General features: G+C 59.9%; 18 protein-coding genes. 4 read left to right on the forward strand and 14 right to left on the reverse strand.

Annotated features, from left to right (window positions below; translation table 11 throughout):
- Genes BJF97_RS05530 through gspC form a run of 13 tightly spaced genes read right to left on the reverse strand, consistent with a single transcriptional unit; the run spans position 1 to position 11613 of the window.
- A complete protein-coding gene (locus tag BJF97_RS05530) occupies positions 1–798 on the reverse strand; it encodes a prepilin peptidase (protein ID WP_032694399.1) in 798 nt (265 codons plus the stop codon).
- Between the two features lie 2 nt (positions 799–800).
- Entirely contained in the window at positions 801–1559 is a 759-nt protein-coding gene (locus BJF97_RS05535; RefSeq protein WP_032694398.1) for a type II secretion system protein N, read from the reverse strand.
- Positions 1549–2034, reverse strand: a complete 486-nt coding sequence (gspM, locus tag BJF97_RS05540; RefSeq protein WP_032694397.1) for a type II secretion system protein GspM — start codon at positions 2032–2034, stop codon at positions 1549–1551. The genes BJF97_RS05535 and gspM overlap by 11 nt, the downstream gene beginning before the upstream one ends.
- Positions 2027–3220: a type II secretion system protein GspL gene (gene gspL / locus BJF97_RS05545; RefSeq protein ID WP_032694396.1), complete on the reverse strand. Its 1194-nt coding sequence runs from the start codon at positions 3218–3220 to the stop codon at positions 2027–2029. Before gspL ends, gspM begins: the two co-directional genes overlap by 8 nt.
- Positions 3213–4193 carry a type II secretion system minor pseudopilin GspK gene (gene gspK / locus BJF97_RS05550; protein ID WP_014227974.1) on the reverse strand — a complete coding sequence of 327 codons (981 nt, stop codon included), beginning with the start codon at positions 4191–4193 and terminating at the stop codon, positions 3213–3215. Before gspK ends, gspL begins: the two co-directional genes overlap by 8 nt.
- The gene (gene gspJ / locus BJF97_RS05555; RefSeq protein WP_032694395.1) at positions 4190–4786 is read right to left on the reverse strand and encodes a type II secretion system minor pseudopilin GspJ; all 597 of its coding nucleotides are present in this window, start codon (positions 4784–4786) and stop codon (positions 4190–4192) included. The genes gspK and gspJ overlap by 4 nt, the downstream gene beginning before the upstream one ends.
- Positions 4783–5148, reverse strand: coding sequence for a type II secretion system minor pseudopilin GspI (gene gspI, locus BJF97_RS05560; protein ID WP_009654631.1), 366 nt, complete (start codon positions 5146–5148; stop codon positions 4783–4785). Before gspI ends, gspJ begins: the two co-directional genes overlap by 4 nt.
- The gene (gene gspH, locus BJF97_RS05565; protein ID WP_032694394.1) at positions 5145–5651 is read right to left on the reverse strand and encodes a type II secretion system minor pseudopilin GspH; all 507 of its coding nucleotides are present in this window, start codon (positions 5649–5651) and stop codon (positions 5145–5147) included. Before gspH ends, gspI begins: the two co-directional genes overlap by 4 nt.
- The gene (gene gspG / locus BJF97_RS05570; RefSeq protein WP_004098709.1) at positions 5651–6073 is read right to left on the reverse strand and encodes a type II secretion system major pseudopilin GspG; all 423 of its coding nucleotides are present in this window, start codon (positions 6071–6073) and stop codon (positions 5651–5653) included. Before gspG ends, gspH begins: the two co-directional genes overlap by 1 nt.
- Positions 6074–6093: 20 nt before the next feature.
- Entirely contained in the window at positions 6094–7299 is a 1206-nt protein-coding gene (gene gspF, locus BJF97_RS05575) for a type II secretion system inner membrane protein GspF (RefSeq protein ID WP_032694393.1), read from the reverse strand.
- A 1-nt stretch (position 7300) separates the two neighbouring features.
- A complete protein-coding gene (gene gspE / locus BJF97_RS05580) occupies positions 7301–8794 on the reverse strand; it encodes a type II secretion system ATPase GspE (RefSeq protein ID WP_025107369.1) in 1494 nt (497 codons plus the stop codon).
- The gene (pulD, locus tag BJF97_RS05585) at positions 8791–10737 is read right to left on the reverse strand and encodes a GspD family T2SS secretin variant PulD (protein WP_050595145.1); all 1947 of its coding nucleotides are present in this window, start codon (positions 10735–10737) and stop codon (positions 8791–8793) included. Before pulD ends, gspE begins: the two co-directional genes overlap by 4 nt.
- Before the next feature lie 36 nt (positions 10738–10773).
- Positions 10774–11613 carry a type II secretion system protein GspC gene (gene gspC / locus BJF97_RS05590; protein ID WP_032694390.1) on the reverse strand — a complete coding sequence of 280 codons (840 nt, stop codon included), beginning with the start codon at positions 11611–11613 and terminating at the stop codon, positions 10774–10776.
- A 352-nt stretch (positions 11614–11965) separates the two neighbouring features.
- Here gspC and pulA point away from each other — a divergent pair, with 352 nt between their 5' ends.
- Complete coding sequence (gene pulA / locus BJF97_RS05595) at positions 11966–15238, forward strand: pullulanase-type alpha-1,6-glucosidase (protein WP_014837434.1); 3273 nt, start codon at positions 11966–11968, stop codon at positions 15236–15238.
- A 71-nt stretch (positions 15239–15309) separates the two neighbouring features.
- On the forward strand, positions 15310–15834 hold the full coding sequence (gspB, locus tag BJF97_RS05600; protein WP_014227982.1) for a type II secretion system assembly factor GspB: 525 nt from the start codon (positions 15310–15312) through the stop codon (positions 15832–15834).
- A gap of 28 nt (positions 15835–15862) precedes the next feature.
- Here gspB and pulS read toward each other — a convergent pair whose 3' ends face one another.
- Positions 15863–16240 carry a GspS family T2SS pilot lipoprotein variant PulS gene (pulS, locus tag BJF97_RS05605; protein ID WP_004098724.1) on the reverse strand — a complete coding sequence of 126 codons (378 nt, stop codon included), beginning with the start codon at positions 16238–16240 and terminating at the stop codon, positions 15863–15865.
- 572 nt (positions 16241–16812) lie between these two features.
- Between pulS and mrcB the strand changes: the two genes are divergently transcribed.
- Together mrcB and fhuA are read left to right on the forward strand one after the other, a co-directional pair.
- The gene (gene mrcB, locus BJF97_RS05615) at positions 16813–19368 is read left to right on the forward strand and encodes a bifunctional glycosyl transferase/transpeptidase (RefSeq protein WP_014837437.1); all 2556 of its coding nucleotides are present in this window, start codon (positions 16813–16815) and stop codon (positions 19366–19368) included.
- Positions 19369–19642: 274 nt separating this feature from the next.
- A complete protein-coding gene (gene fhuA / locus BJF97_RS05620; RefSeq protein WP_032694389.1) occupies positions 19643–21892 on the forward strand; it encodes a ferrichrome porin FhuA in 2250 nt (749 codons plus the stop codon).
- Positions 21893–21901 lie beyond the last annotated feature (9 nt).

Consider the following 21901-nt stretch of genomic DNA (forward strand, 5'->3'; position numbering starts at 1 on the left):
TTATACCTGGCTCCACAAAAAGATGCCGCCGCCCGCCAGCGCCAGCCAGGGGCCGAAGGCCAGAGGTTGTTCGAGCGAACGACGGGTTACCAGACGCTGCAGCAGCGTCCAGACCAGACCGCTGGCGGAAGCCAGCAGCAGCGTCTGCGGCAGCGGCTGCCAGCCGAGCCACGCGCCGAGCGCTGCCAGCAGCTTGAAATCGCCGTAGCCCAGCGCCTCTTTACCGGTCAGCAGACGGAACACCCAGTACACCGACCACAGCGACAAATACCCGACCATCGCGCCAATGACCGCCTCCGCCAGCGGCGCGAAGGTATCGGAAAGATTGAACAGCAGCCCGGCCCACAGCAGCGGCAGCGTCAGCCTGTCAGGCAGCAGCTGCGTTTGCGCGTCGATGGCGGCGAGGATCAGCAGTACGGACACGAAAATTAGCCCGCCCAGCAGCGGCATGCCCGGAGCCATCAGGTACCCCGCGAGTACAAACAGCGCGCCGGTCGTCAGCTCCATCAGGGGATAGCGACGCGAGATCGGCTGCCCGCAGCAGCGCGCGCGCCCCCTGAGCCATAAAAAGCTCAGCAGCGGGATATTGTCCCGCCAGGCGATAGGCTGACGGCACTGCGGGCAGAACGAGGCGGGGAGGCAGAGATTTACCCCCTCTGCGCGTTCCATCATCAGCGGTAAACGATGGATAACGACGTTAAAAAAGCTGCCGAACGCCAGTCCGGACAGGAATAAAAAGCCGCCCCAGATTGACGGGAATTGCGCGGCGAACTCGGGTAACAGCGCGATATTTTCCATCTCTATTTTTTCTCCCCGGAGCGCCACTGCCCCTGCCACTGCCACGGCGTGCGCCCCTGCTCATCTTTGCGGCCGTTTTGCGCGAGCAGCAGCGTCAGCAGCGCCGGAGCCGTCTGGCGGGTCTGCAGCGTACCGTTAAACGTATAGCGCCCGTTGGGCGTCAGAACGCCCTGTCCTGCGAGGCTAAGCTGGCGGGAGTCCTGGGTCAGGGCGACAGTCAGCGCGCCCGCCGGGGTACAGCTTAATTTGCCGTTGACCTGGGCCAGTTCGAGCGACCCGGCGGGGGAGCTGAGCGCCGCATCCCGCCACTGCACGGTGCTGGCGGTCATCTGTCGGCAACCGCCGGCGTTAAAGCGGGCCTCGGGCAGCGTCAGCACAACCTGACCGCGAGCCTCCAGCGGTATGCCGGATGCTAACCGCTGGCCGAGCGTACGGGCCGGCGCCGCGAGTCGCCCCTCGCGCACCACAACGTCGTTCAGACCGTGCAGCCAGGCCCGGCCGCGCAGGCCGGAGGGGTCGTTAAACGCGATATGCCAGCCGGGAAGCCACGACGAAAAGCCAAACTCCCAGCGTAAATGGGCGATGTCAAAACCGAGCCAGCTGGCCTGACGGGCTTCTCCTTGCCACAGGGTGCCCGTGGTTTCGCCGAGCCGCGCGCCGTCCGGTAGAGCCAGAGTGAGCAGCCGCGCCGGCGCGCTAAACAGCAGCCAGAAGAGATAGACCGCCGCCAGCAGCAGGGCGATAGTGAGTTTATTTTTCATCGCTGCGCTCCAGCACCAGCGTATTAATCGTCACCCAACCGGGCTGCTGCGCCACGGCGGTCACCGCCAGGGTGGCGGTAGTCATCCCCGCCTGCCCCAGCGCGTCCAGCCATGCCATCAGCGCCTGGAAATCGGCGGGCTGTACGGTAAGGCTAAGGCGGGAGCCCTGCGGCTGCAGGCGAACGATAGCGATACCGTGGCGGCCGGCTTCGCGCATAATCACCGTCGAGGGTTCTTCCGGCGCGGCAGAAGGTTTCCGCTGGTTAAGCTGCTGGAGAAGCGGGGTCTGCTGGCGCATCCACCGCAGGCTGGACTGCTCCCTGGCCAGCGTTTGCCGCCACTGCGCCTCGCGATTTTGCCAGGGCTGCCAGAAGGCGTAATAAATCAGGCCGATAATCAGCATGACGCCCATCCCCAGCAGCAGATGCCGTTCGCGGCGCGTACGCTGTTGCCATAAGGCGAGCAGGTTATCCATCGTTCCCCTCCAGCGTCAGACGCCCTTCAATACCGTCGGCGCGCGGCTTCATCTCGCCGGTCTGCACGCGAAACCCCGCCCGCGCCCGCTGGCTGAACTGCGCCAGGGCCTGCGATGAAACGGCGGATATCTCCAGCTGCAGCGCGTTGCGCGCGGCGTCAAAGCTCAGGGCGCGCAGACGAATGCCCGGCGTTTCGGCGATGATTTGCTGCAGGGCGCCGAGCCGTGAGATGAGCGCCGGCCGGGCGCTCACGCTTTCCAGACGGCGCAGATGCTGCTGCATTTGCAGGCGTGGATTGACGAGATTTTTTTCCGCTTTGAACCACTGGCGGTAAAAATCACGGCTGGCCTGCACGGCGGCGTCGGCCTGACGCGCCAGGGCGAGATGGTCGTGGAGGCGATTTCCGCTCCACAGCAGCAGTAGCGCCAGGGTTGCGACAATCGTCGGCCGCCAGCGTCGGGGCGTCGGCGGCCGGCGTTTCGCGGCAAAATTGCCCTGGCGTAAGCAGATTTTGCGCGCCTGCGGGTTGCTCGCCGCCAGCGCCAGCAAATCCTGCGCCGGGCGAGGCTGCCACGGCGCGGCGATATCCGGCGGCGGCGAGTAGCAGGCGATGGGCGCGAGGTCAGGCCAGTGAACCAGCAGTTCGCCGAGCCATGGGGTTTCCACCGCCATACCGCTGCTCGTCTCGCAGCGAAACAGCCACTGTTCGCCGCAGCGTACGGCGCTCCAGCCGGCCGGGTTCTGCGGCAGGGCAAGGGCATCCGGCGTCAGGGCCAGCACGTTGAGTCCGAGCCCCTCGCACCAGGCCTGCCATGCGCGCATCTTCTCCCGCCCGACCACCGCCACGGCACAGTCGCTTTTATCCCGGTGGATCAGGGCAAAATGGCTCTCTTCGATCTCCGTTGCCAGCTGTTCTTCGAGTAAAAACGCCAGCGCCTGCTGCGCATTTCGGCGCGCGCCGGCGGGCAGGGTAACGCGATGAAACGCGCAGTCGCTGGCGGGCACCAGCACCCAGGCCGGATGACGCTGCGCCAGCAGGCTGAGCGTCGGGTCGCCAGCGTCAGGATGCCACTCGCCAGTCTGCGCCGCGTCGCCCGGCGCGGCCAGCCGCCATATCGCCGTCGCGGCATCGGGATTGAGGCGAATAATCAGCACGGCGGCGGAAAAAGTATGGTGGTTATTCATCGGCTACCCAATAGATTCCGTAGCGCCGCTGGACGACGCTGAAGGTTCGCCCCTGCTTTTGCAGGAGACTGCGTTGCTGATAGCGGGCGCTGCCCATCACCACGCTGAAGGTGGCGATAAAGCGCTCGCTGTGCACCGCCAGCCACGGACGCGCGGCGGCGGTATCGGTTTTTTGTAATAGCGGCTGCGACAGGAAGGCGGCGACGCTGCTCCAGCCGGTGGTCGCGCGGGCCTGCAGCAGCTGCCGGGCTTCGACGAGGGTGAGTTCAGCGGGGAAGAGCGCCGCCAGCAGCGCGGCCTGAGCGGGCTGCAGGGTATTGACGTTCACCTGCAGCGTCTCGTCCGCCAGGGCGCAGACGTAGGGCAGCAGACGCTGATAGAGCGCGGCGTCCATCCCGGCCAGCAGACGCAGCTCGCTGACGTCCTGCAGCGGCTGATTGCCGGTCAGATAGCCGGGGGATTGCGCCATATAGACTTCGTCTTCCGCGCCGTTCAGCAGCGCCTGGCGATCGCTATCCACCCAGTCGCGCAGGGCGGCGGTTAGCTGTAAGGCGCGCAGCGGCTCGCTGCCGAGGTTCTCCAGCAGTCGGGTAAAAACCTGCGCGGGATAAGGGATTTCAACGCTTTCGTCGCCGCTGAGCTGGTTAATGGCGTTGAGGTTGAAGCAGGCCTGAGCGTCGGTAATCGTGGCGTAGATCTCGCCATCATTGACCGCAAAGCGGCGCCCCTGCTGGGCCCAGTTCTGCGCCAGATGGGTCTGGTTCGGCGAGTCGAGCGCGTCGCGTTGCAGCAGCGCCGCCGCCAGGGTTTCCGCCCCCAGCGCGTACCATTTAGCCTGCAGGTTATCGAGGGTAGTGGCGGTTTGCTGATACATCCGCGCGCTGCGTTCGGTCATGGCGCTCGCCAGCACCATCATCAGAGCGAGGATCAGCAGCACCATAAGCAGGGCGACGCCGCGCTGGCGGGTATTCATTGGCTGCCTCCCGGCGTAAGCAGAAACAGCCGGCGGATCTCGCCGGACTGCTCCAGCGTCAGGGTGACTTCCAGCCCCTGCGGCAGCGTCTGCGTCTGCTGCCATTCATCCTGCCAGCGGCCGCTGGCGTAAAAGCGCAGGCGAAACGCCTGGACGCCGCGCTGCATAACGGTCACCGTGGGCAGACTACCGGGCAGCGGGTCCTGCTGGTCGTAGCTCAGACGCTCCAGCCGATCCCCGCGCAGGCGGTAGCCGACGTTCTGAATTTCCGAGCGCGGCAGGATCCCCAAAGGATTGGGCCAGCCGTTGCGGCTAAAGGCGATCGCCCAGTCGTCGCTGCCGAGCTGAAAACGTCCGGCAAAAAAGAGGCTCGCGCTGTCGCGGCTGCGGCGGGGAATGATTTGGCTAAAGTCCGCCGCCATCTGGCTGAACGTGAGCTGTAACGCCTGCATGCGCCCGCCCTTATCGCGGGTGAGCGTATCGGCGCGCATCACGTTTTGCAGCACCGTGACCGCAGCGACGCTTAGCGCGGCGAGGATAGCCAGCGCCAGCAGCATTTCGACGAGGGTAAATCCGCGAGCGCGCTGGATCATGGCGGCGTCACGTAGGTGCGCAGCGAAGAGACGGGCATTTTATCGCTTTTGGCGCGGCGGACTTCAACGTCCAGCGCCCGCAGCTGCGGCAGGTCGGTCTCCACCCCCTGCCAGCGAATGTGCCAGCTGACGCCCGCCGCCTGCACCGTGGTTTCCGACCAGCTCAGCGCGGGCCAGCGATTTTCCAGCCGTAGCTGCACCAGCTGATTATCCGCCAGCCAGCCGGCCAGGGTTTTCTCCTCCATACGACCCAGCTGGCGGGTTTGCTGGAGCGTGGCCTGCATCACCGCCAGCCCGGCGAGGGCGAAGACCGCCAGGGCGACCATCACTTCAATCAGCGTCATACCGGCCTGCTTTTTCATGGCGTCTCCTGCGGTTCGGGCAGGCTTTCGCCGCGCGCATTAAACGCGATACCCGGTCCCTCGCCGACGGTCAGCCGGAACGGCGTCATCTCACCGCCGGGAAAGATCAGCACATCGGGATTGTCGCCCGGCGTCCAGGCCTCGCCCTGCGGAAAAGTGAGATGCAGCGTGTTCCCGGCGACGCTGCCCGAGGTGGCGACGCGTCCGGCGCGCAGGGGGAGCCAGCGATAGCCGTTCCAGTCGTCGCCGGCCGGGGGCGGTTCGTTGCTTTCGCGGGGCTGTAAGACCAGAAACTGCCAGCGATCGGGATGCACCGAGGCGCCAAAAAACTGGCCGGTTTGCAGCCCTCGCTGCTGGACAAAGCGCAGCTGCGCCTCAAAGCGCGCCTGCGCCGCGCTATCGTCGCGCGAGGCGGGGAAGGCCAGCATCACCATGCCCGCGCTGACGCCGATCAGCAGCAAAATGAGCATCATCTCCAGCAACGTAAAGCCGCGCTGTCGCACTATTTCTTCCCGATCGTCCAGTTGCCGATATCGTCATTGCTCTCCGGTACGCCGTCCGGCCCGAGGCTGAAAATATCCACCTGTCCGTGCTGGCCGGGGCTCAGCAGCTGGTAATCGCTGCCCCACGGATCCTGCGGCAGACGGCGAATATAGCCGCCTTCAGGATAGTTGCGCGCGTGCGGCTCGGCCGATGGCGCGCTGACCAGTGCCTGCAGCCCCTGCTCGGTGGTGGGATAGCGGCTGTTATCCAGTTTGTACATGTCCAGCGCACCCTCGAGCGCCACAAGATCGCTGACCACTTTTTGCCGGTCGGCCTTTTCCTTGTTGCCCATCAGGTTGGGCACCACGAGGCTGGCGAGCACGCCGAGGATAACAATCACCACCATGATTTCCAGTAAGGTGAATCCGCGCTGTCGTTGCATATTTTTCTCCATTAGAACAATTACATACTCATCAGGGTATTGAGCTGCAGTATCGGTTGCAGGATGGCGAGGACGATAAACAGCACCATGCCGGCCATCGCCACCACCAGCAGAGGTTCAAACAGGCTGAGGGCCAGCTGAATTTGCGCGCTCAAATCCCGGTCCTGGTTATCCGCCGCGCGCTCCAGCATGCCGTTGAGCTCGCCGCTCTGTTCGCCGCTGGCGACCATGTAGCGCATCATCGGCGGGAACAGCTGGGTCATTTCGAGCGCGCGATGCAGGCTGACGCCTTCGCGAACCGCGTCGCTGGCGGCTTCCAGCTGGCGCTTCGCCCAGGCGTTGCTTAATACTTCCGCGCTGATGCGCATCGCCAGCAGCAGCGGAACGGCGCTGGCGTTGAGAATGCTCAGGGTGCGGGCGTAGCGGGCGCTGTTAACGCTGCGCGCGACCCGGCCAATCAGCGGCAGGCGCAGCAGCAGCCTGTGCCAGGCCAGCCGCTTTGCCGGCTGCCGCAGCAGGTAGCGCAGCAGCAGAGCGATGAGCATGGCGGCCAGCAGCAGCCACGGACCGGCGGCGCGCAGCACATCGCTCATCGCCATCAGCAGGCGGGTGGAAAACGGCAGCGCCTGCTTAAGGTGGATAAACTGCTCGACAACCTTCGGCACCACCGTCGACAGCAGAATGACGATCACGCTGACCGCCACCAGGGTCAGCACGATGGGGTAAATCATCGCCTGCAGCAGCCGGGCGCGCAGCTGCTGGCGCTGTTCGGTATAGTCCGCCAGCCGGTTCAGCACGCCGTCGAGGTGGCCGGAGGCTTCTCCGGCGGCGACCATCGCGCAGTAGAGCGCGTCGAAGCAGCCCGGGTAGCCGCGCATCGCCTCCGCCAGCGAATGGCCTTCCAGCACTTTGCCGCGCACGCCGGCAATCAGGGTTTTCAGCTGGTTTTTTTCACACTGCTGGGCCACCGCGTCGAGCGCTTTTTCCAGCGGGATGGCGGCGGCGACCAGCGTCGCCAGCTGGCGGGTAACGAGGGCGAGATCGCGGGCGTTGGTGCGGCGGATAAAGCGCAGTTGCCCACCGCTGCCGGCTGCCGGGGAGATGTCCAGCGCCAGCCAGCCCTTTTCCCGCAGCAGCTGGCGAGCGTGGCGGGCGGAGTCCGCCTGCTGGACACCGCGGCGGGTTTTACCGTTTTCATCAACGGCCTGATAGCGAAAAAGCGCCATGTCAGGAGGCCTCCGCGATCTGCTGTTCGCTAACCCGCAGCACCTCTTGCCAGCTGGTGATCCCCGCCAGCGCCTTGTCCCGTCCGGCGTGGCGCAGGGTGATATAGTCCGCCCCCAGCTGCTGGATCAGCGTCACCTCGTTTTCGCCGCGGTGGATTGCCATACGCACGCGATCGTCCACCAGCAGCAGTTCGTGAATGCCGGTACGTCCGCGATAGCCGGTAAAGCCGCACTCGGCGCAGCCCCGGGGCTGCCAGAGCGCCGTGCCGGGAGCGATCTCCATCTGGCGGGCGGTGTCGGCATTGGCCGGTTCCTGCTGGCGACAGTGCGGGCAGAGCCGGCGCACCAGCCGCTGCGACATCACCGCCAGCAGCGAGGTGGAGAGCAGAAAAGGCTCCACGCCCATATCCTGCAGGCGCGAGATGGCGCCCAGCGCGCTGTTGGTGTGCAGCGTTGAGAGCACCAGATGACCGGTTAGCGAAGCCTGAACGGCGATCTGCGCCGTTTCGCCGTCGCGAATTTCGCCCACCAGCACCACGTCAGGGTCCTGGCGCAAAATAGCGCGCAGCCCGCGGGCAAAGGTCATATCGACTTTCGCGTTAACCTGGGTCTGACCGATGCCCTCCAGCTCATATTCGATAGGATCTTCAATGGTCATGATGTTGCGCTCGCGGGCATCGAGGCGGCTCAGCGCGGCGTAGAGGGTGGTGCTTTTTCCCGAACCGGTCGGCCCGGTCACCAGCACAATGCCGTGCGGGCGGGCGATCAGTCCATCCACCTGCTGAAGCAGCGCGGGCGACATGCCGAGGGTCAGCAGGTCGAGATTGACGCTGTTTTTATCGAGCAGACGCAGCACCACGCGTTCGCCGTAGCTCGACGGCAGGGTGGAGACGCGCACGTCGACGGCGCGTCCGCCAATGCGCAGCGCCATGCGACCGTCCTGAGGAATGCGCTTTTCGGCGATATCAAGGCTCGCCATCACCTTAATGCGCGAGATCAGCAGCGCGGCGAGGCGGCGCTGGGGGCGCAGGATTTCGCGCAGTACGCCGTCGACGCGAAAGCGAATTTGCAGGTGGCGTTCATAGGTTTCGATATGAATATCCGACGCTTTCTCTTTGATAGCCTCGGTGAGCATGGCGTTAATCAGGCGGATAATCGGCGCGTCGTCTTCGCTATCCAGCAGGTCGTCGGTGTCCGGCAGCTCTTCGGCAAGGGTGTACAGATCCAGCTCGTTGCCGATATCCGCCATCATGCGCCGGGCCTCGGCGGAGTCGCGCTGATAGCTCAGCACCAGCAGCTTTTCGAACGCCTCCGCTTCCAGTCGCTCGAGGCTGAACGGCATCCCGGCCACCCTGCGGGCTTCCAGCAGCGCCTGCGGCGCGGTGGCGGCGAGGCAGAAAACCTCGCAGCTTTCGCCGTTGCTCAGGAGCATCACGTTGTGCGCGCGGGCGTAGCCGAAGGGGAGCAGCGGGCGTCGTTCAGCGGCGGGGGTCATAGATTGCCTCCCAGATTGAAGGCGTCGATGGCGGCGCTGACCTGGCGGAACGCGGCGGTATCCTGGCGCGGGTAGATCTCCAGCAGATCGTTACTCAGCATCGCGTCGTTGTTCTCTTTGCCGCGCTGTTTGCTCTGAGCGTTGTTAAACGCAGTGTACTGCCCGGATGAAGCCTGACGGTACTCGTCGCGGTCGCGGATCACCGTCGGGCGGATAAACAGCATCAGGTTGCGCTTGGAGACCTTTTTGCTGGTGGAGCGGAACAGCGCGCCAATCACCGGAATATCGCCGAGCAGAGGGACTTTGTCGGCGGTGTCTGAGACGCTTTTATCCAGCAGTCCGCCGACGACCACCGTTTCGCCGCTGCCGACCAGCACGGCGTTATTGACCGTACGGGTATTGAAGGTCGCGCCGAGATCCGAGCTGGTGCTGGAGGCGGCGTCCGCCACGCTGGAGACCTCCTGTTCGATCTCCAGCAGAACCGAATCGCCTTCGTTGATCTGCGGCTTCACCTTTAGCTTGATGCCGACGGTTTTGCGCTCGACGGTATTGAAGATGTTATCGCCGGAGGTGGTTTGCGAGCCGGTCAGCACCGGGACCTCCTGGCCGACGTTAAAGGTGGCTTCCATGTTGTCGAGGGTGACGATACTCGGCGTCGCGAGAATATCGTTCTTGGTGCTGCTGGAGAGGGCGGTTAACAGCATCGCCCAGTTGCCCTGGTAGAAGCCGGCGGCAATGCCGTTGAAGGAGCTTAAGGCGCTCGCCAGCGAGCTGCTGACGGTGCCGTCTTTGTTGTACTGGTTGGCCCCGGCGATGGCCGTGGATATCGGCAGACCGCTGTTGGTGAACTGGGTCATCCCGGCATTTTTATTGGCCCACTGGATGCCGAGGTTCAGACCGTCAGCGTCCTGCACTTCGGCGATAATCGCTTCGACCAGCACCTGAGGGCGGCGGATATCCAGCTGGGCGATCACCCGTTCCAGATCGTTCATTACGTCCGGGGCGGCGGTGACAATCAGGGCGTTGGTCTGACCGTGCGCTTTGATAATGATATTTTTATCCAGCGCCGCCACCGGCTTCGCGGCCTGCTTTTCGCTCTGCATCGTGCTGCTGATGCCGGTCAGCACTTCCACCAGGTCGGAGGCTTTGGCGTATTTCAGGTAGATCACTTTGGTATTGCCCTGGGTCGCCTGCTGGCGGTCGAGCTGCTTAATCATCGCGATGATCCGCTGGCGGGAGTTCGGCTCGCCGCTGACCAGCACCGCGTTGGTGCGTTCATCGGCCACCACGTTGGCGACCATTGAGCCGGGCAGCGCCGATTTGCTGGTGTCTTTGTTGAGTTCGGTCACCAGCTTGACCACATCGGCGGCGGAGGCCCAGGCGAGGGGAACGGTCACCACGCTGCGGTCTCCGGCGTTATCGACGCGTTCGACGATGGTTAGCAGGCGCTTGATGACCGCCGCGCGGCCGGTCATCAGCAGGACGTTGGAGGGTTCATAGTGCACCACGCTGCCCGCGCCGGCGTTATCGTTAAGCTGGCGCAGCAGCGGCGCCAGATCGCGGGCCGCGACGTTGGTCAGGGGCACGACGCGGGTGACGACCTCATCGCCAATGCCCGGCGCGGCATCGCTCGCCACCGGCACCGCGGCGGTTTTCGCATCCTTCGAACGAACGACTTTCAGGACGCCGTTATTCATATTAATCACCGCGAAGCCATAGACATCGAGGACGCTGAGGAAGAATTGATAATATTGCTCTTCGTTGAGCATATCGTAGCTGCGCACGGTAATGGTGCCGCGTACGCTGGGATCGATAATGACCGTTTTATTCAGGTTTTTACTGACCGTATTGATAAATTCCTGAATATCGGTGCCCTTAAAGCTGGCGGAAAACTCTTCCGCCGCGGCCGGTTTGAATAACAGCGCGGCGAATACCAGCAGCATTAGGGAAAATGGGCGAATGACGTTGGCGATGATCAATTATTCATCCCTCAGGGCTAGATAAATATCTTGTTTCTGGCCGTCGCGTTCAACGGTAAGAGTTATTTCAGTTAATTCCGGTAGCTGGGCTAATGCCTGGCGGGACTGTTCTTTATCGCGGAGATCCAGGCCGTTCAGGGCTATCGCCAGATCGTTTTCCTTGAGACCCGCCTGGCGAAATAGCGCCGGGTCTTTGCCCGGATTCAGACGATATCCGCTGAGCTTGTCGTTAACCATGACCGGCGAAATATTGAGGTAATGAAGAATATTTTGCGGCTGCGCGCGGAGCTCCTGCGCCAATTGGCGGGCTGGCGGCGCGGCGCTATTTTTGCCGGCGGCGGGCGGGTCGTTAAACAGCGGGATAGCCTCATTTCTGCCGCGGTAATTAACAATCAGGCGGTCGGGGAAAATGGCGACGATTTTCGCCTCTCCGCCCGGCGTGCTATCGCCAATCCCGAGGCTAACCTGTTGATTCCCTTTCATCATGATGGCGATGGCGCGAGAGGGATCGGTGCTGGCGAGCAGGCCGGTAACGCGCAGTTTGAGCGCCGATACGGGCGCTTGGTCGAGGTTGCCGCCGTGCGCGGAGGCGGAGGTTTTCTCCGCAAGGCCAAACAGCGTAAAGCGCGGCAGCGCCGTTTCCGGGGAGGGGGTTGCGGGCGCCGTCATATCGGCAGGGCTCAAGGCGTTATCCGTAAAGTTTACCGGGAGAATTATTTTCCAGGTTAATTGGGCGAGCTGCTGGCAGATAAAAAATAATATGATGGACGTCACAATATGAGGCGCGTAATTAATTATTTTTTTATTTGATATTGTTAATCTCATCACGGAATTATGCATTTTTATTCCTTTGCTCATTCTATTTCCCTCAGCAAAAGGTACCGCCCTACCGATATTGGTGGGGCATTTTTTATTGTGAGCGTGCTTATTGCGGGAATCTGCGTAGGTCGCTGCGAATCATAAAGAGTTTGGCTATTGCGGTCGTCATTCCCTTTTTATTTTTTCTCCTCCGGCCGCCTACGCCCCCACGTAATGAGCGAATGGATGATTGAACCGGAGAGAGCAAGAATATCTAATTATCGGCGCTTTAAAGATATGCTCGTTATTTTTTTATGGTGCTTAAGTGCGCCAGGAATAGTTTCGCGTATATAACACTTCATATAATTTAATCAGCATGTATAGGGACTATCGAATGCTCAGATATACCCGTAATGCCCTGGTTCTGGGATCGCTGGTTTTACTTAGCGGCTGCGATAACGGATCCTCTTCTTCTTCCTCTGGAAATCCCGATACTCCTGGTAATCAGGATGTGGTTGTACGTTTACCTGACGTTGCCGTACCCGGCGAAGCGGCCACGGCGACAGAAAAGCAGGCGGTCATTCACCTGGTGGATATCGCCGGCATCACCAGCAGTAGCGCTGCGGACTACAGCAGTAAAAACCTCTACTTATGGAACAACGAAACCTGCGACGCGCTGAGCGCGCCGGTAGCGGACTGGAATGACGTCAGCACCACGCCGAGCGGCAGCGATAAATATGGCCCGTACTGGGTGATCCCGCTCAACAAAGAGAGCGGCTGTATTAACGTTATCGTTCGCGACGGCACCGATAAGCTGATCGATAGCGACCTGCGGGTGTCGTTTGGCGACTTTACCGATCGTACGGTATCGGTGATCGCCGGCAACAGCGCGGTCTATGACTCCCGCGCCGACGCCTTCCGCGCCGCTTTTGGCGTCGCGCTGGCCGAAGCCCACTGGGTCGATAAAAATACGCTGCTGTGGCCGGGCGGGCAGGATAAGCCCCTCGTGCGCCTCTACTACAGCCACAGCAGTAAAGTGGCGGCCGACGGCGAAGGCAAATTTACCGACCGCTACCTGAAACTGACGCCGACTACCGTCAGCCAGCAGGTCAGCATGCGCTTCCCGCACCTTTCCAGCTATGCGGCCTTTAAGCTGCCGGACAACGCCAACGTTGACGAGCTGCTGCAGGGCGAAACGGTCGCCATTGCTGCCGCAGAGGACGGGATCCTGATTTCCGCTACCCAGGTACAGACGGCGGGCGTGCTGGATGATACCTATGCCGAAGCGGCGGAAGCCCTGAGCTACGGCGCGCAGCTGGCCGACGGCGGCGTCACCTTCCGCGTCTGGGCGCCGACCGCTCAGCAAGTGGATGTGGTGGTCTACAGCGCGGACAAAAAAGTGATTGGCAGCCATCCGATGACCCGCGACAGCGCTTCCGGCGCGTGGTCGTGGCAGGGCGGTAGCGATCTGAAAGGCGCGTTCTACCGCTATGCGATGACGGTTTATCACCCGCAGTCGCGCAAGGTTGAACAGTACGAAGTCACCGATCCGTATGCGCATAGCCTGTCGACCAACTCGGAGTACAGCCAGGTGGTCGATCTCAACGACAGCGCCCTGAAGCCTGACGGCTGGGATAGCCTGACGATGCCGCATGCCCAGAAGACAAAAGCGGATTTAGCGAAGATGACGATTCATGAATCGCATATTCGCGATCTCTCCGCCTGGGACCAGACCGTTCCGGCCGAACTGCGCGGTAAATACCTTGCGCTGACCGCCGGCGACAGCAATATGGTGCAGCATCTGAAGAAGCTCTCCGCTTCAGGCGTCACGCACGTCGAACTGCTGCCGGTCTTCGATCTGGCGACGGTGAACGAGTTCAGCGACAAAGTCGCCGATATTCAGCAGCCGTTCAGCCGCCTGTGTGAAGTGAACAGCGCGGTGAAAAGCAGCGAGTTCGCCGGATACTGCGACAGCGGTTCCACCGTGGAAGAGGTGCTGAATCAGCTTAAGCAGAGCGATAGCCAGGATAATCCTCAGGTGCAGGCGCTGAATACGCTGGTGGCGCAGACCGACTCCTACAACTGGGGCTACGATCCGTTCCACTACACGGTTCCGGAAGGATCCTACGCGACCGATCCGGAAGGCACGACGCGCATCAAAGAGTTCCGCACCATGATTCAGGCGATCAAGCAGGATCTGGGGATGAACGTCATTATGGATGTGGTATACAACCACACCAACGCCGCGGGCCCGACCGACCGCACGTCGGTGCTGGATAAGATCGTACCCTGGTACTATCAGCGTCTGAATGAAATGACCGGCAGCGTTGAATCCGCCACCTGCTGTTCCGACTCTGCGCCGGAGCATCGGATGTTCGCCAAGCTGATCGCTGACTCGCTGGCGGTGTGGACCACGGACTATAAAATCGATGGCTTCCGCTTCGATCTGATGGGCTATCACCCGAAAGCGCAAATTCTCTCGGCGTGGGAGCGCATTAAGGCCCTGAACCCGGATATCTACTTCTTCGGCGAAGGCTGGGACTCGAACCAGAGCGACCGTTTTGAAATCGCCTCGCAGATCAACCTGAAAGGTACCGGCATCGGCACGTTCTCCGATCGCCTGCGCGACTCCGTGCGCGGCGGCGGCCCGTTCGATTCCGGCGATGCGCTGCGTCAGAACCAGGGCGTCGGCAGCGGCGCGGGCGTGTTGCCAAACGAACTCGCCAGCCTGAGCGATGACCAGGTGCGTCATCTGGCCGATCTGACCCGTCTGGGCATGGCCGGTAACCTCGCTGACTTTGTGATGATCGACAAAGACGGTGCGGTGAAGAAAGGCAGCGAAATTGACTATAACGGCGCGCCTGGCGGCTATGCCGCAGACCCGACGGAAGTCGTCAACTATGTTTCGAAGCACGACAACCAGACGCTGTGGGACATGATCAGCTATAAAGCGTCCCAGGAAGCCGACCTGGCGACCCGCGTTCGCATGCAGGCCGTTTCGCTGGCGACGGTGATGCTCGGGCAGGGGATCGCTTTCGACCAGCAAGGTTCTGAACTGCTGCGCTCGAAATCCTTTACCCGCGACTCCTACGACTCCGGCGACTGGTTCAACCGCGTGGATTATTCCCTGCAGGATAACAACTACAACGTTGGGATGCCGCGCATCAGCGATGACGGCAGCAACTATGACGTGATTACTCGCGTCAAAGAGATGGTTGCCACTCCGGGCGAAGCGGAGCTGAAGCAGATGACCGCGTTCTACCAGGAGCTGACCGAGCTGCGTAAATCCTCCCCGCTGTTCACCTTAGGCGACGGCAGCGCGGTGATGAAGCGCGTTGATTTCCGTAATACCGGTTCAGACCAGCAGGCCGGTCTGCTGATTATGACCGTGGATGACGGAGTGAAAGCGGGCGCCAGCCTGGATAGCCGTCTTGACGGCCTGGTGGTGGTGATTAACGCCGCGCCGGAAAGCCGTACGCTGAATGAGTTTGCCGGTGAAACGCTGCAGCTGAGCGCGATCCAGCAGGCGGCGGGCGAAAATTCGCTGGCAAACGGCGTGCAGATTGCCGCTGACGGCACGGTCACGCTGCCGGCATGGTCGGTGGCGGTGCTGGAAATGCCGCAGGGCGATGCCCAGGGCGCCGGGCTGCCGGTCAGCAGCAAGTAAGACCTGAACCTCCCGGCCCGCGGCGTCATAACCACGGGCCGGGATGGCGTGTCTTGATTAAGGAGAAGCCCGTGCTTGTTCGTCAGCAAGAGCCGTACCCGCAGTCCGCGCCCCCGACGGTAGTTGGAAAAATGGTGCAGATCCCCTATGTGACCGTACCGCTGTACGCCGCGCTGCTGATTGCGCTCGGCTGGTTCGGCGGCGAGCAGTGGCGGAATAAGCCCGAGCCGCAGCCGATAAGGCAGCCGGTAGCGCATGCGGCGTTAGTGCCGCTGAATCAACCGGCGGTCAAAACTGCCGTGACGGCGGTTAAAGCCGAGCCAGAAATGAAGGCTGAACCAGAAATAGCGATCGATGAAGATACTCTGCCGCCTCTGCGCTATAGCGCGCACGTCTACGCCTCGCTGGCGGAGAAACGCAGCATTGTATTAAACGGACAGTCCTGGAAGGAGGGCGACTCGCCGCTGCCGAACCTGGTTATTGAGCAGATTCAGCAGGATCTCACCGTATTTAGCTTCAACGGTAAAACGTTTACCCTCGCGGCGCTGGATGACTGGCCGGGCGGGGCGATTGAGGAGAGTCCGCAGGCTGAATAAAATAGTGCGAGCGGAATAAAAATAAGCGCTATTTATTGCCGCGCAGGCTATCAATAAATGGCGCCAGCTGGCGATTAAACTGGCTGCATTTTGTGGCTTCCGGGGTACTGTCCTGCTGGAGCTGTTGATATAGCTGCGCGCTGCGCTGGCTTAGCAGATTATCGTCAATATTCGCCCATCCGCGTTTTTTACCCACGTTTATTGCCGCACGATTAATCGCTTCATCGGCGGGCAGATCGCTGCGGTTGCATTTATTCTTCAGATAGCGCGCCCCGGCGGCGACGGAGGCGAGCTGCTCAAGCTGGGCCTGACCGCTCACGGCAGGACTGAGGGTTGTCGAACGATTTTGCTGACAGCCTGAGAGCAGGGCGACCGCCATAAGCGGGAATAGAATAAAGTTGCGCATAATATATTAATCGGAAAAATTAATTGGCTGACAGTTTAACAAATATTTGTCCGCAGTCATCAGAAAATCTGCCAAATTATCAATGTTAAGCGGCTCGCTTTTTTATCATTGTCGTCTTTTAAATTTGTTTTTCTTTCACCTGCATGATTTTTCTTTTATGGCGGAAATACTATTTTCCGGCGTTGCCGTTCCGCTTTCTTTTGGCGGCATGTAGAAGGATACGGACGGACATGTTTATGTTGTTAAAAAACATAATAATTTCCCTTTTGTTACCTGATGAGCATGTAAAATGCTGGTTAAGAATGTCGCGGTTTAGTGCTATCCTGTATCGCCTGGACAACAAGTACCGTGTCCCGAACTATTCTGTCGATGAAGCCGGTAACAATGTGATTTGTATGGTGAATTTTTAAAGTGAAAATCATGCGAGCGACATGATAACGCGTCGCGCAGTTCATAAATGGTCGCCTGAAAGCCAAAACGGTCGGGCGTCAATTTGAGAGATTTCTTCTTTCCCCCAATCGGGGAAACATTGAGAATCAGGCCTTTACGCCTGTAAGTTGCGGAGAAAAAGCATGGCGGGAGATGACCGCGAGCCGATCGGACGTAAGGGGAGACCCTCGCGCCCGGCAAAACAAAAGGTAACTCGCCGTCGGGTCCGGGAAGAGGACTACGACGACGATTACGATGATGATGACTATGAGGATGAAAAACCGATGCCGCGGAAAGGAAAAGGCAAAGGCGGTAAACCCCCTCGTCGTAAACGCGCCTGGCTATGGCTGCTGATTAAGATTGGGGTCGTCTGCGCGGTGTTGATTGCCGCCTATGGCGTCTACCTCGATCAGAAAATCCGCAGCCGCATCGACGGTAAAGTCTGGGATCTGCCCGCGGCGGTTTATGGCCGGATGGTCAACCTTGAGCCGGATATGCAGATCAGCAAAAACGAAATGGTGCGCCTGCTCAACGCCACGCAGTATCGTCAGGTGAGCGCGATGACGCGCCCGGGCGAATACACGGTACAGGCCAACAGTATCGAGATGATCCGCCGTCCGTTCGATTTCCCGGACAGTAAAGAAGGGCAGGTGCGCGCGCGTCTGACCTTTAATGGCGATCGTCTGGACACTATCGAGAATATGGATAACAACCGCCAGTTCGGTTTCTTCCGTCTCGATCCGCGCCTGATCACCATGCTGCAATCGGCCAACGGCGAACAGCGTCTGTTTGTTAAGCGCAACGGCTTCCCGGATCTGCTGGTCGATACCCTGCTGGCGACGGAAGACCGCCATTTCTACGAACACGACGGCATCAGCCTCTACTCGATTGGCCGCGCGGTGCTGGCGAACCTGACCGCCGGGCGTACGGTGCAGGGCGCGAGTACGCTGACCCAGCAGCTGGTGAAGAACCTGTTCCTCTCCAGCGAACGTTCGTACTGGCGCAAGATTAACGAAGCCTATATGGCGCTGATCGTCGATGCCCGCTACAGCAAGGATCGTATCCTTGAGCTGTACATGAACGAGGTGTACCTCGGTCAGAGCGGCGATAACGAGATCCGCGGCTTCCCGCTGGCGAGCCTCTATTACTTTGGTCGTCCGGTGGAAGAGCTGAGCCTCGATCAGCAGGCGCTGCTGGTGGGGATGGTAAAAGGCGCGTCGGTCTACAACCCGTGGCGTAACCCGAAGCTGGCGCTGGAGCGACGCAATCTCGTGCTGCGTCTGCTGCAGCAGCAGCAGGTTATCGATCAGGAGCTGTATGACATGCTCAGCGCGCGTCCGCTGGGCGTACAGCCGCGCGGCGGGGTGATCTCTCCGCAGCCGGCGTTTATGCAGATGGTACGCCAGGAGCTGCAGGCGAAACTGGGCGACAAAGTGAAAGATCTCTCCGGCGTGAAGATCTTTACCACCTTCGACTCGGTCGCGCAGGACGCGGCGGAAAAAGCGGCGACGGAAGGTATTCCGGCGCTGAAGAAACAGCGTAAGCTGCCGGATCTGGAAACCGCGATGGTGGTGGTCGACCGCTTCACCGGCGAGGTGCGGGCGATGGTCGGCGGCGCGGAGCCGCAGTTTGCCGGCTATAACCGCGCGATGCAGGCGCGTCGTTCAATTGGTTCACTGGCAAAACCGGCGACCTATCTGACCGCGCTAAGCCAGCCGAACCAGTATCGTCTCAATACCTGGATTGCCGATGCGCCTATCTCGATTCGCCTGTCCAACGGCCAGACGTGGTCGCCGCAGAACGACGATCGTCGCTACAGCGATAGCGGTAAAGTGATGCTGGTTGACGCGCTGACGCGTTCAATGAACGTGCCGACGGTGAACCTTGGGATGGCGCTGGGTCTGCCGGCGGTGGTCGATACCTGGACTAAGCTGGGCGCGCCGAAGAATCAGCTGAACGCCGTGCCGTCTATGCTGCTGGGGGCGCTGAACCTGACGCCGATTGAAGTGGCGCAGGCGTTCCAGACCATTGCCAGCGGGGGTAACCGCGCACCGCTGTCCGCGCTGCGTTCCGTTATCGCTGAAGATGGTACCGTGCTCTATCAGAGCTATCCGCAGGCGGAACGCGCGGTGCCGGCGCAGGCGGCGTATATGACGCTATGGACCATGCAGCAGGTGGTGCAGCGCGGTACCGGTCGCCAGCTGGGCGCGAAGTATCCGGGCCTGCATCTGGCGGGTAAAACCGGGACCACCAACAACAACGTTGATACCTGGTTTGCCGGTATTGACGGCGGTCAGGTGACCATTACCTGGGTGGGTCGCGATAATAACCAGCCGACCAAGCTGTACGGCGCCAGCGGCGCGATGTCAATTTATCAGCGCTACCTGGCTAACCAGACGCCGACGCCGCTGGTGCTGACTCCGCCTGAAGACGTGGTGGATATGGGCGTCGATGGCAGCGGTAACTTTGTCTGCAGCGGCGGCATGCGCTCGCTGCCGGTATGGACGACCTCGCCGGACGCGCTGTGCCGCCAGGGCGAACAGATCCAACAGCAGCAGCTTGAGCAGCAGCAGGCGAATAACCCGTTCAATCAGTCCGGGCAGCAGCCGCAGCAGCAAAATCAGCAGCAGCAACCGCCGAAGCAGGAGAAGAGCGATGGCGTAGCGGGCTGGATTAAGGATATGTTCGGCAGCAATTAACCCGCCGTTGCATCCTGTAAACCGGCGCTTTGTCGGTTGAATGGAGGCGGAAATATAGGCCCTCTACTACTCCGGTAGTAGAGGGCCTTTTTATCTCTGTCATTTAATTAACAGCCGTTTAACCCCACACTTACCGTCTGGTTATTTATTCATCCTTTGATCGCTCACAGGGGGCATATTTCTTGCCTTGCCGCGCGCGTTTCGCCTATTATGTCACTCGTTATAATAATAATTCTCGTTTACGTTATCATTCACTTCTATTAGAGATATACCCATGGCGCGTCTTAAAACTGCTCAGCCAAATCACTCGCTGCGTAAAATCGCAGTTGTAGTAGCCACGGCGGTTAGCGGCATGTCTGTTTATGCACAGGCGGCAGTTGAACCGAAAGAAGAAACCATTACCGTCACCGCCGCTCCGGCCCCGCAGGAGAGCGCCTGGGGACCGGCAGCGACCATCGCGGCGCGACAATCGGCCACCGGTACCAAAACAGATACTCCTATTCAAAAGGTGCCGCAGTCTATTTCCGTGGTGACCGCCGAGGAGATGGCGCTACATCAACCGAAGTCCGTTAAAGAAGCACTGAGCTATACGCCTGGCGTTGCCGTGGGAACGCGTGGTGCCTCTAATACTTATGACTATCTGATCATCCGCGGTTTCGCTGCTGATGGCCAAAGCCAGAACAACTTTCTGAATGGCCTGAAAATGCAGGGTAACTTCTATAATGATGCGGTGATTGATCCCTATATGCTGGAGCGTGCGGAAGTCATGCGCGGTCCGATTTCCGTACTTTACGGAAAGAGCAGCCCGGGTGGTTTGCTGAATATGGTCAGCAAACGTCCTACAACGGAGCCGCTAAAAGAAGTCCAGTTTAAAATGGGCACCGATAATCTATGGCAGACCGGTTTTGACTTCAGCGATGCGATTGACGAGGACGGCGTTTATTCTTATCGCCTGACTGGTCTGGCGCGCTCTGCCAATGCACAGCAGAAAGGCGCTGAGGAGCAACGTTACGCGATTGCACCCGCTTTTAGCTGGCGCCCGGATGACAAAACCAACTTTACGTTCCTCTCCTATTTTCAGAATGAACCGGAGACTGGTTACTACGGCTGGTTGCCGAAAGAGGGAACGGTGTCACCGTTACCGAACGGTAATCGTCTCCCAACCGACTTCAACGAAGGCGCCAACAACAACACTTACTCACGTAATGAGAAAATGGTTGGCTATAGCTTTGACCACGAATTCAACGATACCTTTACCGTGCGCCAGAACCTGCGTTACGCGCAAAATAAAGTTTCGCAGAACAGTGTCTACGGCTATGGGATGTGTTCTGACCCACTTTATTCGAGCAACCCAGCCACCAGCCCTTGCGCCAGTGTTCCTCAGTCACAATGGGGCCATACGCTGACCCGACAGTACGTAATTGATAATGAAAAATTACAGAATTTCTCTGTCGATACCCAGTTGCAAAGCAAGTTCGCGACCGGCTCAGTAGATCATATCCTGCTGACTGGCGTTGATTTCATGCGGATGCGTAACGATATCGATTCCTGGTTTGGCTATGCGGGGTCAGTGACGCCATCCGATATCTATAATCTCGATCGCAGCGATTTTGATTTTGGTTCGCACCCAGGGCCATCAGGTGCTTATCAAGTGCTGAATAAACAGAAACAGACTGGTCTTTACGTACAGGACCAGGCGCAGTGGGATAAAGTGCTGGTTACTCTGGGTGGTCGTTACGACTGGGCGAAACAGGATTCGTTGAACCGTGTTACCGCGACGCAGAGTTCCAGAAATGATAAACAATTTACCTGGCGCGGTGGTGTTAACTACCTGTTCGATAATGGTATAACGCCTTATTTCAGCTATAGCGAATCGTTTGAGCCAGCCTCTCAGACCGGCGCAAGCGGTAATGTTTTTGCTCCGTCTAAAGGTAAACAGTACGAAGCTGGTGTGAAATACGTACCCAACGATCGTCCTATTGTGATTACCGGTGCCCTCTATCAGTTGACCAAAACCAATAACCTGATGGCCGATCCTGCAGGTTCGTTCTTCTCGGTTGAAGGTGGTGAAATTCGTTCGCGCGGCGTGGAGATTGAAGCCAAAGCTGCGCTTTCAGCTAGCGTCAACGTTGTCGGTTCTTATACCTATACCGATGCGCAATACACTACGGATACTACCTACAAAGGTAACACGCCAGCACAGGTGCCAAAACATATGGCATCACTGTGGGGGGACTACACCTTATTTAACGGCCCGCTTTCTGGACTGACATTGGGTACTGGCGCACGTTTCACTGGCTCCAGCTATGGTGATCCAGCGAACTCCTTTAAGGTGGGTAGTTACACGGTTGTTGATGCATTAGTCCGTTATGACCTGGCCCGCGTGGGTATGGCGGGTTCTAACGTGGCGCTTCACGTGAACAACTTGTTTGACCGAGAGTACGTGGCAAGCTGCTTTAATACTTATGGCTGCTTCTGGGGCGCTGAGCGCCAGGTTGTGGCGACCGCGACTTTCCGTTTCTAACCACTTAAC

Origin of the sequence: Klebsiella sp. LTGPAF-6F (assembly GCF_001753185.1) — a bacterium.
GTDB lineage: Bacteria > Pseudomonadota > Gammaproteobacteria > Enterobacterales > Enterobacteriaceae > Klebsiella > Klebsiella michiganensis.

Bases quoted from the DNA above. Each gene is read 5' to 3' on its own strand.
- mrcB (WP_014837437.1), top strand. From the start codon at position 16,813: ATGGCGGGAGATGACCGCGAGCCGATCGGACGTAAGGGGAGACCCTCG.
- gspC (WP_032694390.1), bottom strand. From the start codon at position 11,613: ATGCATAATTCCGTGATGAGATTAACAATATCAAATAAAAAAATAATT.
- gspJ (WP_032694395.1), bottom strand. From the start codon at position 4,786: ATGATCCAGCGCGCTCGCGGATTTACCCTCGTCGAAATGCTGCTGGCG.
- pulS (WP_004098724.1), bottom strand. From the start codon at position 16,240: ATGCGCAACTTTATTCTATTCCCGCTTATGGCGGTCGCCCTGCTCTCA.
- gspI (WP_009654631.1), bottom strand. From the start codon at position 5,148: ATGAAAAAGCAGGCCGGTATGACGCTGATTGAAGTGATGGTCGCCCTG.
- BJF97_RS05535 (WP_032694398.1), bottom strand. From the start codon at position 1,559: ATGAAAAATAAACTCACTATCGCCCTGCTGCTGGCGGCGGTCTATCTC.
- fhuA (WP_032694389.1), top strand. From the start codon at position 19,643: ATGGCGCGTCTTAAAACTGCTCAGCCAAATCACTCGCTGCGTAAAATC.
- gspM (WP_032694397.1), bottom strand. From the start codon at position 2,034: ATGGATAACCTGCTCGCCTTATGGCAACAGCGTACGCGCCGCGAACGG.
- pulD (WP_050595145.1), bottom strand. From the start codon at position 10,737: ATGCTGCTGGTATTCGCCGCGCTGTTATTCAAACCGGCCGCGGCGGAA.
- gspK (WP_014227974.1), bottom strand. From the start codon at position 4,193: ATGAATACCCGCCAGCGCGGCGTCGCCCTGCTTATGGTGCTGCTGATC.
- gspF (WP_032694393.1), bottom strand. From the start codon at position 7,299: ATGGCGCTTTTTCGCTATCAGGCCGTTGATGAAAACGGTAAAACCCGC.
- gspE (WP_025107369.1), bottom strand. From the start codon at position 8,794: ATGACCCCCGCCGCTGAACGACGCCCGCTGCTCCCCTTCGGCTACGCC.
- gspL (WP_032694396.1), bottom strand. From the start codon at position 3,220: ATGAATAACCACCATACTTTTTCCGCCGCCGTGCTGATTATTCGCCTC.
- BJF97_RS05530 (WP_032694399.1), bottom strand. From the start codon at position 798: ATGGAAAATATCGCGCTGTTACCCGAGTTCGCCGCGCAATTCCCGTCA.
- gspG (WP_004098709.1), bottom strand. From the start codon at position 6,073: ATGCAACGACAGCGCGGATTCACCTTACTGGAAATCATGGTGGTGATT.
- pulA (WP_014837434.1), top strand. From the start codon at position 11,966: ATGCTCAGATATACCCGTAATGCCCTGGTTCTGGGATCGCTGGTTTTA.